The organism is Snodgrassella sp. M0351, from assembly GCF_016100575.1.
GTDB lineage: Bacteria > Pseudomonadota > Gammaproteobacteria > Burkholderiales > Neisseriaceae > Snodgrassella > Snodgrassella alvi.
The window spans coordinates 928,093-942,946 of record NZ_JACFSG010000001.1 but is presented as its reverse complement, the minus strand read 5'-3'; the positions used below and the strand labels follow the sequence as shown (position 1 = coordinate 942,946).

14 protein-coding genes are annotated in these 14,854 nt (G+C 41.9%); 12 read left to right on the top strand and 2 right to left on the bottom strand.

All coding sequences use genetic code 11. The features are described from left to right. Nucleotides 1–134: 134 nt before the first annotated feature. From ptsN to H3V01_RS04200, 11 genes are all read left to right on the top strand, one after another. Nucleotides 135–590, top strand: coding sequence for a PTS IIA-like nitrogen regulatory protein PtsN (ptsN, locus tag H3V01_RS04250; RefSeq protein ID WP_198186433.1), 456 nt, complete (start codon nucleotides 135–137; stop codon nucleotides 588–590). Between the two features lie 12 nt (nucleotides 591–602). Beyond that, nucleotides 603–1,565, top strand: a complete 963-nt coding sequence (hprK, locus tag H3V01_RS04245) for an HPr(Ser) kinase/phosphatase (protein ID WP_025330762.1) — start codon at nucleotides 603–605, stop codon at nucleotides 1,563–1,565. Next, nucleotides 1,546–2,406, top strand: a complete 861-nt coding sequence (gene rapZ, locus H3V01_RS04240) for an RNase adapter RapZ (protein ID WP_025330761.1) — start codon at nucleotides 1,546–1,548, stop codon at nucleotides 2,404–2,406. Before hprK ends, rapZ begins: the two co-directional genes overlap by 20 nt. Before the next feature lie 89 nt (nucleotides 2,407–2,495). Continuing rightward, on the top strand, nucleotides 2,496–3,419 hold the full coding sequence (ylqF, locus tag H3V01_RS04235) for a ribosome biogenesis GTPase YlqF (protein WP_198186074.1): 924 nt from the start codon (nucleotides 2,496–2,498) through the stop codon (nucleotides 3,417–3,419). A gap of 53 nt (nucleotides 3,420–3,472) precedes the next feature. Then, nucleotides 3,473–4,063: an SMC-Scp complex subunit ScpB gene (scpB, locus tag H3V01_RS04230; RefSeq protein WP_037395236.1), complete on the top strand. Its 591-nt coding sequence runs from the start codon at nucleotides 3,473–3,475 to the stop codon at nucleotides 4,061–4,063. A gap of 10 nt (nucleotides 4,064–4,073) precedes the next feature. Next, nucleotides 4,074–5,111, top strand: coding sequence for a pseudouridine synthase (locus tag H3V01_RS04225; protein WP_037394991.1), 1,038 nt, complete (start codon nucleotides 4,074–4,076; stop codon nucleotides 5,109–5,111). 238 nt (nucleotides 5,112–5,349) lie between these two features. After that, nucleotides 5,350–5,841: a PAS domain-containing protein gene (locus tag H3V01_RS04220; protein ID WP_232332590.1), complete on the top strand. Its 492-nt coding sequence runs from the start codon at nucleotides 5,350–5,352 to the stop codon at nucleotides 5,839–5,841. Beyond that, on the top strand, nucleotides 5,838–6,587 hold the full coding sequence (locus H3V01_RS04215) for a phosphate/phosphite/phosphonate ABC transporter substrate-binding protein (RefSeq protein ID WP_025330757.1): 750 nt from the start codon (nucleotides 5,838–5,840) through the stop codon (nucleotides 6,585–6,587). Before H3V01_RS04220 ends, H3V01_RS04215 begins: the two co-directional genes overlap by 4 nt. A gap of 150 nt (nucleotides 6,588–6,737) precedes the next feature. Then, entirely contained in the window at nucleotides 6,738–7,691 is a 954-nt protein-coding gene (locus H3V01_RS04210) for a tRNA dihydrouridine synthase (RefSeq protein WP_198186432.1), read from the top strand. Continuing rightward, entirely contained in the window at nucleotides 7,688–8,494 is an 807-nt protein-coding gene (locus H3V01_RS04205; RefSeq protein ID WP_037476295.1) for a TrmH family RNA methyltransferase, read from the top strand. Before H3V01_RS04210 ends, H3V01_RS04205 begins: the two co-directional genes overlap by 4 nt. A 140-nt stretch (nucleotides 8,495–8,634) precedes the next feature. After that, nucleotides 8,635–10,224 (top strand): YdgA family protein, encoded by a 1,590-nt coding sequence (locus tag H3V01_RS04200; RefSeq protein WP_198186073.1) that lies wholly within the window; start codon nucleotides 8,635–8,637, stop codon nucleotides 10,222–10,224. Between the two features lie 85 nt (nucleotides 10,225–10,309). Here the strand turns inward: H3V01_RS04200 and mutL are convergent, their stop codons facing one another. Continuing rightward, nucleotides 10,310–12,232: a DNA mismatch repair endonuclease MutL gene (mutL, locus tag H3V01_RS04195; protein ID WP_198186072.1), complete on the bottom strand. Its 1,923-nt coding sequence runs from the start codon at nucleotides 12,230–12,232 to the stop codon at nucleotides 10,310–10,312. Between the two features lie 41 nt (nucleotides 12,233–12,273). Then, nucleotides 12,274–12,918 (bottom strand): DedA family protein, encoded by a 645-nt coding sequence (locus H3V01_RS04190; RefSeq protein WP_084554406.1) that lies wholly within the window; start codon nucleotides 12,916–12,918, stop codon nucleotides 12,274–12,276. A 148-nt stretch (nucleotides 12,919–13,066) separates the two neighbouring features. Here H3V01_RS04190 and ettA point away from each other — a divergent pair, with 148 nt between their 5' ends. Continuing rightward, nucleotides 13,067–14,734, top strand: coding sequence for an energy-dependent translational throttle protein EttA (gene ettA, locus H3V01_RS04185; protein WP_084554121.1), 1,668 nt, complete (start codon nucleotides 13,067–13,069; stop codon nucleotides 14,732–14,734). The last annotated feature ends 120 nt before the right edge of the window (nucleotides 14,735–14,854 follow it).

The following is a 14,854-nucleotide window of genomic DNA, read 5'->3' as shown; positions in this document are numbered from 1 at the left end:
CGGGTAGAAATAAGAGATAGTTTTTGTAATTTGATTGTATTGTAATAAATTGCATCTGAATCAGCAAAGTAAATTAGTCCTCTTTCCGGATTAGCCGGCTGTACAGTGCAGTTTGATAGGAATTGAATATGAGCATGAGTTTAATTGGGGATATTTTACCGGTTTCACATGTGGTTCTTGATTTAAATGTAAGTAGTAAGAAACGTCTGTTTGAAGAAACCGGTCAATTATTATCCGAAGAGGCAGGTTTGTCGCAGGAAGATGTTTTTAATTGTTTGTTTGCACGCGAAAAGCTGGGTTCTACCGCATTAGGTAAGGGTGTGGCCATTCCGCACGGGCGTACCGGTGCAGTAAAAGATACTGTGGGTGCGTTTTTCCGTCTGCAGACACCCATCGCATTTGATGCTCCGGATGAACAACCCGTCAGTCTGGTATTTATACTATTGGTACCGGAAAATGCATCAAGCAAACATTTGAATGTTTTATCGGAACTGGCCGGAAAATTTTCACAAAAATCTGTACGCAATGCATTATTGTCTGCTACCAGTGCCGAAAGTGTGCGTGAAATACTGATAGCAGAACAGGTATAAGGAAACATTACTATGCCCAGTATTTCGGTACGGCGCTTATATCATGACAATCAGACAAAACTGAAACTTGCATGGTCTGCCGGCACAGCCGGTGCGGATAACCGTATCAGTATTGACGCCGATAAGCCGGTACTGGCGCTGGTAGGACATCTGAATTTTATTCATCCCAATCAGGTGCAGGTAATCGGGATTGCAGAAGTCGAGTATCTGAATAAAATTGAAGCGGGTGAAATCAAAACCACGCTTAATGAATTGTTCGATTTGACTATGTCTCTGATCATAGTCGCAAATGATTTACCTGTGCCCTATATGCTGCGTGATTATTGTCATACGCATAATGTACCTTTGCTGACATCCAAAACAGAAAGCCCTTTTCTGATGGATGTTCTGCGAATTTATCTGCAGAGAGTGCTGGCAGCTTCTACAGTTAAATACGGCGTATTTCTGGATGTATTTGAAGTTGGTGTGCTGATAACCGGTCAGTCAGGTCTGGGTAAAAGCGAACTGGCACTGGAACTAATATCACGCGGACATGGCTTGGTGGCAGATGATGCGGTGGAGTTATACCGTATCGGACCGGAAACACTTGAAGGCCGCTGTCCGGCTATGCTAAAAGATTTTCTTGAAGTGCGCGGTCTTGGTGTTTTGAATATACGGGCAATTTTCGGTGAAACTGCTGTACGACCCAAAAAGCAGTTACAGCTGATAATCAATCTGGTACTGGCCGATGATACCCATATGCAAAGGATTGACCGTCTGAGTATAAAAAGTGAAACTGAAAGCATTCTCAATGTATCTATTCGCAGTGTTACTCTGCCGGTAGCAGTGGGTCGAAATCTGGCTGTACTGGTAGAAGCTGCTGTGAGTAATTTTATTTTACAAATGCGTGGTCAGGACAGTACCAAGCAATTTCTGGATCGTCATAATTCAATGCTGAAAGAGGATGCGGTGAATCATGAGGATAGTATTGATTAGCGGATTATCCGGTTCCGGAAAATCCATTGCTTTACGTTTACTGGAAGATGTTGGCTTTGTCTGTGTTGATAATTTACCGGTAAAGCTTTTGCCCGGTCTGATTGAACACTATGCAGCCAGTCATGTAGCGCAACTTGGCGTAAGCGTAGATATCCGTTCACGCTTCAACCCTGCAGATGTATTGGAACTGGTCACACAGTTACGTACTCTGGGACATCAGGTTGATTTGCTGTTTTTAACTTCTTCTGTAGCCGTTTTACTGCGCCGGTTTTCAGAAACACGCCGCAGCCATCCATTGGCGCGGGAACATAAAACATTAAGTGAAAGTGTTTCTGCTGAACAGCAATACATGTCTACTTTGCAAAGCCATGCTTATGTAATAGATACTTCATTACTGAATGTACCGCAATTGCGCCGTCAGATTCAGCAATGGTTGCACTTGCCGGTAGCGCCAATGCGTGTTGTTCTGGAGTCTTTTGGTTATAAATTTGGTGTACCTGCCGGTCTTGATTTCGTTTTTGATGTGCGTTTTTTACCTAATCCCTATTACGATTTCCACTTACGTCCGTATAGTGGTCTGGATGAACCTGTAAAGACATTTTTTTCCGGACAGCCAGTTATGGCAGAAATGATAGATGATTTATCCGGTTTTCTATTGCGCTGGTTACCGCACATGGAAAAAGAAAGTCGCAGTTATGTTAATATTGGCATCGGCTGTACTGGTGGTCAGCATCGTTCTGTTTATATTGTAGAAGCACTGGCAAACAGGTTAAATGCTTATTCAGTACTGATTCGGCACAGACAGTTAGAATTAAGTAATCATTCTGAAAAAACGGTATAATACGCATTATGCGTTATTCAGGCAGCCTGATGTCAGGCTGCCTGAATGTTTTCAGTTTTGATATTTTTGATTTCAGACAAGGACAGTTTATGGCTATTCAGTGGTACCCCGGGCATATGAACAAAGCCAAAAAAGTCATTGCCGAACGGATAAAGAACGTGGATATGGTAATTGAAGTACTGGATGCCCGCCTGCCTGCTTCCAGTGCCAATCCTTTGCTGGCAAAACTGTCCGGAAATAAACCAAAATTAAAAATTCTGAACAAGCAGGACTTAGCTGATCCCGAGCGCACAGAGTTGTGGCTGGCTGATTACCGTTCCCAGCCTAATACTAATGTCTTGGCACTGGATGCATCAGAAAAGCAGGCTGCTAACAGAATTATTGCGGCCAGCCGCGCACTGGTTCCTAACCGCCACGGTTTGGATAGACCGCTGAGAGTGCTTATTTGCGGTATTCCCAATGTAGGTAAATCTACCCTGATTAATGGCATGCTGGGTAAACGCAGTGCCAAAACCGGTAATGAGCCGGGTATTACTAAGGCTGAACAGCGACTGATACTGGCTGATGATTTCTGGTTATACGACACGCCCGGAATGTTATGGCCGAAAATTATAGTTGAGGAGGCCGGTTATAATTTAGCTGCCAGTGGTGCCGTGGGTCGTAATGCCCTGGATGAAGAGGTGGTAGCACTGGAATTACTGGATTATCTGCGCCGGCATTATTTGCCGTTACTACAGCAACGCTATCAGGCCGACTTGAGCGAAAGCCCGCACTGGCTTGATGATCAATGGTTAGAATGGGTAGGTAAAAAGCGTGGTGCATTATTAAGTGGCGGGCGCATTGATTACCAGAAAGCTGCTGAACGCCTGCTGACCGATTTTCGTGACGGACTAATCGGGCGTATTACATTGGAAACGCCCAATCAGTGGGCAGTTTGGTTGAAAAAAGGTCAGCAGCATGAAGCACAGCTTAAGGCAGAACGGGCAGCCAGAAAAGCTGCGCGCAAAGGTTAATCTTTATAGATTATTTAAAACGGATTTCAATTTAAGTATAGAAATACATGACTATGAATCAATCTGTTTCTATCGAAGCATTAATTGAAGCTGCATTGCTGACCCAAAGTGAGGCATTAAGTGAAAAAATTTTGTCTGCGCTTTCTGATCCGCCTTTATCATCAGATGAGTTAACCAGCATACTGGAAGCACTGCAAATACGCTGGCAGGAAAGGGCACTTAATCTGGTGCATAGTGCCGAGGGCTGGCGCTTTCAGGTTACTCATGCGGCTTATCCCCGTTTGGCCAGTCTGGATGTTCAGCGCACCCCCCGTTATTCCCGGGCTGTATTGGAAACACTGGCCATCATTGCCTATCAGCAGCCGGTAACACGAAGTGATATTGAGGCTATCCGTGGTGTAGCTGTCTCTAGTAATGTTTTACAAACATTACAGGATCGAGGCTGGATAGAAATTATCGGACAGCGTGATAGCCTGGGAAGGCCAAATTTATGGGCTACCACAGCTGGCTTTCTGAGTGATTTACAGCTGGAAGATTTAAGCCAGTTACCACCATTAACAGAATTGGGTGAGCTTGTATTACCTGATTTAAATGAACCTGCCGTAGATCATTCTACCGCAGAAGAACTGTCTGAAGACAGATAGGAGTATATGAATGAATCAAGCCAAGAAAAAATTAACTAAACGCCAGATACGCGACGGAGTAGCCAGTAAAAGCAATAAACATGTTTCCGGGCGGCACTCCGGCAATAAGACTAAATCAGCTCTCAGACAGCAAAATAATACTGGTGGTAAAGCGGATAGTTCTGTAATTACAGCCAATACAAAAACGAAAGTACAGCGTGCCAAAAAACTGGTGCAGCGTACACCTAATCAAGAAATTCAGCAACGGGCACGGATGCTGAAAGACCAGCGTATCAGTCTGGAAAAAATGGAGCCTGTGAGACTGCAAAAAGCTCTTGCCGCTTCTGGTGCCGGTTCAAGACGGGAAATGGAGCAGTGGATTAGCCAGGGGCTGGTACGTGTTAATGGTAAAGTGGCTCAATTGGGAGACAAAATCACACCGGATGATGAAGTCAGTGTGCGCGGTTCTGCTATTAATATCAAATGGCCGGATCGTTTGCCGCGCATTATGGTTTATTACAAACAAGAAGGTGAAATTGTCAGCCGTGATGATCCGCAGGGAAGAGTCAGTGTATTTGACCGCTTGCCTCAGACAGCCAGCAGTCGCTGGGTAGCCATTGGTCGTCTGGATATCAATACATGCGGGTTATTGATATTAACCACCTCCGGTGAATTGGTTAACCGGTTTGCTCATCCAAGTTTTGAAGTAGAACGCGAATATGCTGTTCGTGTTCTGGGTGAACTGAGTGAAGAACAGAAACAGAGTTTGCTCAATGGTGTCGAACTGGAAGATGGTATTGCTCAGGCTCAGCATCTGTGGGAACAGGGCGGTGAGGGAGCAAATAAATGGTACAACATCATCATTAAAGAGGGTCGCAACCGTGAGGTAAGGCGTTTATTTGAAAGTCAGGGACTGACCGTAAGCCGTCTGGTTCGTGTGCGTTTCGGACCGATTGCCTTACCTAATAGACTGAAACGTGGTCAGTATTACGAGCTAAATGAATTTGAAGTAGCCAATATTATGAAATGGGCTGGTTTATATCAGTCTGAGTCTTCAAAAAAACGGTAAATATAGAGCTTTTCTGGAGGTGATAAATAGCTCCACTGTATGTTATATCTAATTAATCAGTGTATATTTTTTTTTACATTAAGTTGAATATTGATTGATTTGTGTCAATAAATAGTGTCTTTTTTTACACAACCTGATTAAATGCTTTGTGTTCTTTTGCTAATCGGCGCAATATATATTGCAAATTAATTTTTGCATTATTTGCTTGGTTGTCCACATTCAAGAAAATGGAGTCATAATGATTTCACCAATGAAAGTGCCAGAAATCGAACACCGCACATTTGAATTGACACATTACGATGGTGTAAAACGCACGGTATATTGTACTGATGTAGAAACAGAGTTTCCTGATGGCTGTCTGATTACTTCCAGAACTGATCTGAAGGGAATTATCACTCATGCAAATGAAGTGTTTGTACACATGAGTGGCTGGTCGCGCGATGAACTGATGGGTGCCGAGCACTATATATTACGCCATCCTGATATGCCCAAAGTAGCTTATAAAGATTTGTGGGATACTGTAGAGCAAGGAAAGAAATGGCATGGCTATGTAAAAAACCTGCGTAAAGACGGTGGTTTTTACTGGGTTTACGCTACGATAGTACCCAATATCCGCGATGGTGTTATTGAAGGTTATACCTCTGTACGACGCAAACCTTCCCGCAGTAAAGTATTAGAAATGCAGGCATTATATGAAGGCCTCATGAAAGAAGAGCGGGGTAACTCATGACTATCAATTTTTTAATTGCCCCAGATTTTCCTCCTGAATACTATGCCGGATGGCATTTTCTTAATACTCGCCTGCAACGGCTGATTGATGCACCGGTGCATTTATCTATGGCCAGCAATGCTGAAGAAGAACAGCAGGAAATTGATAAGGATAATGTTGATATTATCTATGCTAATCCGTTCAATGCTTCCAAGCTCATTCGCGAACTTGGTTATTTGCCGGTAGTAAAGCCCGTCAATTGTTTTGATGAGATGGTTATTGCCAGTAGTGCAGACAGTGAGATCAAATCACTTGCAGATATCAAGCCCGGTATGTCAATTCTGTGTACCGAGAATTACGATGTTAAACTAATTGCTTTGCGACTGTTGGAAGCCGTAGATATAGAAGAAAAAGATTTAACATGGATTAAAAGTGAATCTTTCGCAGCTGTTGCCCGCGGACTGATACAGAATCAGGGTAATATTGGTTTATTTATGTCCTCTGCCTATCATAAATTGACTGCTATTACACGAAGTCGCTTAAATCTTTTAATTGAAAGTAAAATCAATGATTTATATCATTTGATTTTATTGCATCCGCGTAATGCAGAAATGCTGGAAAATTTACAGAATGCATTTAGTACTATGCATGATACTCCGGCTGGTGAAATGCTGCTGGAGGACTTGGGTTTAAATGACGGCTTTGAAGTATTGAAAAAAGAAGATGTGGAATTATTAATCGATCTGATTGAAACATTACGCGATTAAAGCTTTTAAAAGCAATTTTATTTTATAATTGTCGACGCAACTTGTTTATAAAACGAGTTGCGTTGTTTTTTGATTTAAGTAATTGTAATTTGTGTGGGCTGTATTATTTTGCAAACTAAAAGTACTGTACCAAAATTATTTTTGGCGCCTATGCAGGGTTTAATAGATGCGCCAATGCGCGATCTGTTAACACGCATTGGCGGATTTGATGTTTGTGTTACTGAATTTGTGCGCATAACTCATACCATTCATGGTCGCTCTATCTGGCTGAAATATATGCCTGAACTGACAAATAATAATCAAACTCAGGCTGGTACTGCTGTAGCCGTACAGATATTAGGAAGCGATGCAGAAAATATGGCACTGAATGCTCAAAAGGTAGTTGAACTGGGGGCTACACATATTGATTTAAATTTTGGTTGCCCAGCTCCTACAGTTAACCAGCATCAGGGTGGTGCAGTTCTCCTGCAGTATCCGGATAAAATTGAACAAATAGTAGCCAAAGTACGCAAAAGCCTGCCAGATAAAATTATGCTGAGTGCCAAAATGCGTCTGGGTTATGAAAATAAAGATCTGGCTCTAGATTGTGCACAGGCCATAGAACAGGGTGGTGCAGAGCAGCTAACAGTACATGCACGTACAAAAATCGAAGGTTACCGGCCTCCCGCTCATTGGGAATGGATAGGACGTATTAATCAGACAGTTTGTATTCCGGTTATTGCTAATGGTGATGTATTTACACTGGCTGATTATCAGAAAATCCGTGCTGTTAGTAATTGTACAGATGTTATGCTGGGACGCGGGGCAATTCAATGTCCGGATCTGGCGCGGCAAATTGCTGCCTATAATCATGGGCAAGTAATATCTGCTCTATCATGGCAAGAAATTTTGCCGTGGATTAATGATTTTTTTAATAGTTGCTGTGATAAAGCCGCCGAGGGTTCTGCTTATCCGGTATCCAGACTAAAGCAATGGCTGGGCATGCTTAAATTAAATTACCCTGAAGCAGGAAAGTTATTTACCCAGCTGCGTACTTTAACAGCCGTTAATCAAATCAGTCAGGTTCTTAATCAGCAATTAGAAGAAAGCCAGAATATTGTATGAGTTATAAAATTATACAATCTGCCAGTAATAATGAACTGAAGCATTTGTCCAAATTAATTGCTCAGTCTCATTACCGTCGTCAGCATCAGCTTGCTGTACTGGAAGGTGTTCATCTGGTTGAAACATTTATTCAGGCTGGATATTTAATTCAGACATTATATTTACCGCAACAGCGTATTCATGACCCGGAAATTTCTGATTTACTTGCAACAATTCCGGCACATCAGGTTGTACTGGTTGCGAACAATCTACTGGATAAAATCAGTGATTTAGTTAATTCAAGAGAACCTGTAGCAATAGTGAAGCTACCGGAGGTTGTATCTGCATCAGATATTCAGGATGTTATTCTTTTAGAAAGAGTACAGGATCCCGGTAATACCGGTACCATTTTACGCAGTGCTCTGGCTGCCGGTGTTCATAATATTGTACTGAGCAAAGATAGTGTTGATGTCTGGTCGCCTAAAGTATTACGTGCAGCAATGGGCGCGCATGCCTATTTGAATATACAGACTGTTTCCGATTTAACCGCATGGTGTACAGATTATGCCTATCCGTTGTATGCTACGGCATTGAGTCCTGAGTCTCATAGTCTTTATACATTAAATCTGAACGAACCTGCCGGCTGGATATTCGGCAATGAAGGAGGCGGACTGAGTGCAAAAATGCTACAAGCTGCTTCCAGACACGTAATTATTCCCATGACCGGTCAGACTGAATCACTTAACGTGGCTATGGCTGCAACTATTTGTTTATTTGAACAACAGCGGCAGCGGCTTTTGGTAAACACCCTACCAAACAATTAATATTTTTATTTTTCAGGTCTGATTTGCAGATACCGGAATGAAACCAGGGCAGTTATCAGCAGCAAACCCGGCGGACAAATGCTCTGTTTGATGTTATCCTGCTAATCTTGCAGAACGTAGATATATAAGATATTTCAAGCATGAATAAACGTATTGTAACGATTGTTGCTGCCTTAGTGGCGGTTGTATTACTGATTTTACTGGGTTTGCCATACTATCTGGGTATTAAAGCCCAGCAAAGTCTTGACGAACAGCGTGCTTTACTAGCCAAAAATTCTTTTCTGCTGATTGAAAAGCAGAACTATGAACGCGGCTGGTTTAGCTCAACAGAGACTATGCAGATTCGCTTTAAACCCAGTTTTTTTGCCGGTGTACAGCAACAGTTACCGGATAATGTACGCACGGTACTGCAACAACCGATTACTTTGGTTAATCATGTACATCATGGATTATTTGCCGGCAGTATTCGTCCTGTACGGGCTCATGTAGAAACTGAACTGCAGTTCACGCCTCAGACAAAACAGATTCTTGATCGTTTTTTTGGCCAGAACGCGCCGCTAAAGCTTGAAAATACCATTAATCTAAGTGGAAGCGGACAAATGCACGTTGTGATTCCGAAATTCAATTATGAAGAGTTATCCGGAATTAAAATCAATTGGCAGGGGCTGGATTCAACAATTGATTATGCTAAAGATTTTAATAGTTATGATAGCCATACTGTCAGTCTCGGCTTGGATGTGATTCTGGCGACTAAAGGACATGCGTCTTATCAGGATTTAAAGCTGAACAGCCATACGGAACATGGTAAAACATCACTGGCTTTAGGTAATAGTGATCTGAGTATCAAAAACATTACCTTTATCTGGAATGATGTATCAGATAACAGTATCCGTTTAGATCAGCTGGTTAATCTGGTAACTAATTTGCAGATAGGTGCATTTATTAGTCCGGCTGGTAGCAATATTCCTGCCAAAATTAACATTCAGGATCTGAAACTGGCTACTTCTACTCAGGAAAAAGATCAGTGGATTAATAGTAATGGTAAATTTGGTTTTGCTAAATTAGAGTATGGCAATGATGTTTATGGTCCGCTGGATATTGATGCATCTGCCGAACATCTGGATGCAGCCAGTCTGGTGGCGATCAATAACAAAATTACTCAGTTATCAACTCAGAATCTGAATAATGAGCAACTTCGCGCAGCAATTGTATCTGCTGTACGTAATGAGGGGCAGGGACTGTTTACTCATGACCCGCTTATTAAACTGAACAGTTTTAAATTGCAAATGCCGCAGGGCTTAATAGATATACATGGCAGCCTTGGTTTTAAAAACCTGCTTGCCTCTGATATGCAGCAGTTTGGATTAATGCTGAACAAAACTGAGTCAGAGATGGACTTTGCCATTCCTCAGGCGGTAATGGAAAATTTTGCCATCAGTCAGGCACGTGCCTTTTTTACTGTAGATGCCAGTGCAGGGGGGCCGGAAGCTCTTGAAGATATTGATCAGACAATCCGCTTGATGATTGATAGTGCGGTTAAATCCATGCAGACCAAAGGCTATATACAGGTCGACAATGGGGTTATTAAAACTCATCTGAAATTATTGGGCGGCAAGCTTTATCTGAATGGTAAAATGTGGAATACCGAATCAGAACCTGAGCCGGATTATGCTGAATTACCGGCAGCGTCTGAAACTGCTTCTATCCCTCAGGCTACCGCTAATCACTAACTACCATTAGTATAAAACCTCTTAATCTTGCTGATTAAGAGGTTTTTTATTAATTCATATATCAAATTTTAGTATAGATAATTATTTATTGTCCTCTCAAAAATAAAGCATCCAAATCCTGTAAGCGAAGTTTTACCCATGTAGGGCGACCATGATTACACTGATTAGCACGTTCTGTATTTTCCATATCGCGCAGTAATGCATTCATCTCCGGTAAAGTTAATTTACGTCCTGCACGTACTGAACCATGACAGGCTAAAGTGGAAAGAATGCGGTTTTCCCGTTCCCTGATGACTTCGCTGCTGCCAATTTTCATTAAATCATCCAAAACTTCCTGTACCAGCAGCTTAATATCGCTTTTTACCAGCATAGCCGGTACGGTATGCACCACCAATTGCTGATGATTTTCAACCGAAATATCCAGACCATAATCTTGTAAAGTAGCAGCATATTCATTTGCCAGGGCAATTTCTTCATGGCTGGCATTAAAGCGGATTGGAATCAGTAATGTCTGACTACTTACTTTACCCGTTACATCACGCTGTTGCTTCATTTTTTCATAATTTACCCGTTCGGCACTAGCATGCATATCGACCAGAATAAGTGCGTCTTCTACTTGTGCCAGAATATATATATCAAGTAGCTGGGCAATAGCATATCCCAGTGGGGGAACTATCGTTTCATTTGCCTGTACTGATTGATAAGTAGAATCTATACCGCGTACTTGCTCCAGGTTGGACAGTTCATTATCAACTTCTGCTGATTGTGGGATACTGATTGTATTGTTTTCAAGTACTGGTTCTGATTTATATAATTCAGCATAAGTATTCAGAGCACTCTGTGATTCTTTTAAACTCAGATTGCGCTGAACCGGTGTATGGCTTCGCTGATATGGTGCCGGAGACTGTATTACAGTATTGATTTTATTAGAACCAAATACTTGTTGAACTTCAGCCGGCTGTTTTTGCATAATATCTTTGAGTGCTGTTTCCGGCTGGGATACAGAGGTGGTATGGCTGGCATTCGTAGAAGCCAGACATTTATTCAAAGTATGAAATACAAGCTGATGTACAGCCTGACCCTGGCGGAAACGCACTTCAGTTTTGGTTGGATGGACATTTGCATCAACTTCGGTAGGCGGCAAGGTAAGAAACAGGATAAATGCAGGTGTTAAAGCCTGATGTAAAACATCGTTATATGCCTGTTTAACTGCATGCAGAATAATTTTATCCCGTACAAATCGCTGATTGACAAAAATATATTGCTGGCTGGTTTTGCCATGTGTAAAAGTGGGTTTACTAATGAGTCCGTGTAAACGCATTTCATTGAGTTTTTCGTCAACACTCAGGCTGGCAGCGGTAAAATCTGCTCCCATAATGGCTGAGCAGCGCTCTTGCAGGGATTGTATAGGCAATGAAAGTATATTTTTATTATTATGCTGTAAACTGAATGCTACTTCAGAATGAGCCAGTGCCAGACGTTCTACCATGGTACGACAATGAGCAAACTCAGTTGCAGGAGATTTAAGAAACTGACGCCTTGCCGGTGTGTTGAAAAAAAGTTCAACTACATCAACAGTCGTTCCAGTGGAATGTGCAGCTGGTTTAACATCACTGAGTTTACCGTCTTCTGCGTAAATTTGAGTTGCGTGATTATCCAAATCCGTACGACTAGTCAGAGTCAGGCGGCTGACTGAGGCAATACTGGCCAGACCTTCACCACGAAAACCCATGCTTACTACCTTTTCCAGATCTTCCAGAGAACTGATTTTACTCGTTGCATGACGATGTAAAGCTAGCGGAATATCTGTCTTATCTATGCCCTGGCCATCATCAGTAACGGACAAACGTTTAATACCACCGGCTTCCAGCTGAATATCAATATGGCTGGCTCCCGCATCCAGACTGTTTTCAATTATTTCTTTCAGTGCATTGGCCGGACGTTCAATCACTTCTCCGGCAGCTATCTGGTTAATTAAATGATCGGGTAATACATGTATCTGACTCATAACATGCCTGTAATATCGTTATTAACAGCAGAAAAGAATATTTAATTTTGCTTTGAAGCTGCAAATCTGTGGCGCAGTATTTCTATAACAGCCGGCAATAGAGAAACAGCAATGATAATAATCAGTGCCAGAGAAAGATTCTGTTTAATGAATGGCAGATTACCAAAAAAATACCCAGCATAAGAAAACAGCACAACCCAGAGGATAGCACCAATACAGTTATAGCGTATAAAATGACCATAATGCATATGTCCCATTCCGGCTACAAACGGTGCGAATGTGCGCACTATTGGGACAAAACGGGCAATGATAATCGTCTTGCCGCCATGCTTTGCATAAAATTCCTGTGTTTTGTGTAAATAAATTTGTTTGAATATTTTCGAATGCGGATTTGCAAACAGATGGGCACCAAATTTTTTTCCGATTGAAAAATTTACGGCATCACCGATGATAGCGGCAGCCAATAACAACACAACCATAAAATGCACATTCATCTCGCCTATAGCAGCGATTCCACCGGCTGCAAATAACAAGGAATCCCCAGGCAGAAACGGAGTAACTACCAATCCAGTTTCACAAAAAATCAAAGCAAACAGAATTACATAAATCCATATTCCATATTGAGTCACAATAAATTGCAAATGTTGATCAATATGTAAAATGAAATCTATCAGGGTTGAGATTATATTCATGAAGGATAGCAAAGAAATAAATGATGGTATTTTAACGCAAAGCATTCGTTAACAGCAGGTATATGCATGCTAAAATTAAAATCATAATCATCAGCTCTTCCTTTCAGGCTGATTCTGACTAATTTACACTGATGAATACACTATGAGCCAATATGTATACTCAATGCTGCGCGTAAGTAAAACCGTGCCGCCTCAAAAACAGATTATTAAGGATATTTCTTTATCTTTTTTTCCCGGTGCCAAAATTGGTTTGCTGGGACTTAATGGTGCAGGGAAATCCACTGTTTTAAAAATTATGGCCGGAGTAGATACCGAATTTGAAGGTGAAGCCATTCCAATGAGTGGTATCAAAATCGGCTATTTACCACAGGAGCCCCAGCTTGATGCTGATAAAACAGTAAGAGAAGAAGTGGAATCCGGTTTGGGGGATGTGGCCGGCGCACAGAAAAAACTGGAAGAAGTATATGCAGCTTATGCAGAGCCGGATGCTGATTTTGATGCGCTGGCCGAAGAGCAGGCACGGCTGGAAGCTATTATCGCGGCAGGTGCCGGAGATAATTTAGAACATCAGCTGGAAATTGCTGCTGATGCACTGCGGTTACCAGAATGGGATGCACGGATTGGTAATTTGTCCGGTGGGGAAAAACGCAGAGTTGCATTATGTAAATTACTATTAAGTAAGCCGGATATGCTGTTACTGGATGAACCGACTAATCACCTTGATGCAGAATCAGTAGAATGGCTGGAACAGTTTCTGGTTCGTTTTCCGGGTACAGTTGTAGCTGTTACGCATGACCGCTATTTTCTGGATAATGCTGCAGAGTGGATTCTGGAATTAGACCGAGGACATGGTATTCCATGGAAAGGTAACTATAGTTCATGGCTGGAACAAAAAGAAGCCCGACTGGAGCACGAAGCTAAAACCGAGGCCGCAAGAATTAAAGCCATGAAGCAAGAGCTTGAGTGGGTAAGACAGAATGCACGCGGGCGTCAGGCTAAATCTAAAGCCCGTCTGGCGCGTTTTGAAGAAATGAGTAATTACGAATATCAGAAACGTAATGAAACTCAGGAAATATTTATTCCAGTAGCCGAGCGTCTGGGTAATGAGGTGATTGAGTTTGAGCATGTCAGCAAAAGTTTTGGTGACAAATTACTCATTGATGATTTAAGTTTTAAAATTCCTCCTGGTGCTATTGTCGGGATTATCGGACCAAACGGAGCCGGTAAATCTACATTATTCAAACTGATTACCGGACAGGAAAAGCCGGATACGGGTGAGGTAAAGATTGGTCAGACAGTAAAATTATCAATTGTTGATCAAAGCCGTCACGGTCTGCATGATAATAAAAACGTATTTGATGAAATAGCAGAAGGACGTGATATTTTACAGGTAGGACAATTTGAAATTCCTGCGCGAGCCTATCTGGGCAGATTCAACTTTAAAGGCAGTGACCAGAGTAAAATTGTAGGAAAACTATCCGGAGGTGAGCGCGGACGTCTGCATCTGGCCAAAACTTTAATTTCCGGTGGTAATGTATTGCTACTGGATGAACCATCAAATGATTTGGATGTAGAAACTCTGCGTGCTCTTGAAGAGGCCTTACTGGAATTTGCCGGCAGCGTACTCGTCGTTTCACATGACCGCTGGTTTCTTGACCGGATTGCCACACATATTCTGGCTGCTGAAGGTGAATCAAAATGGGTATTTTTTGATGGCAATTATCAGGAGTATGAAGCTGATAAAAAACGTCGTCTGGGAGAAGAAGGTGCAAAACCCAAACGCATTCGCTATAAACCGGTAATTCGCTAGTTTGTCTGGCCGGACATGTTAATTTCAGATGCCGTATATTTGTCCGGCCAATATTTCACTTTTTAAAATAAATCTTCTTGATACAGAATTTTTCAATAATTATTCAATATTTGAAATACT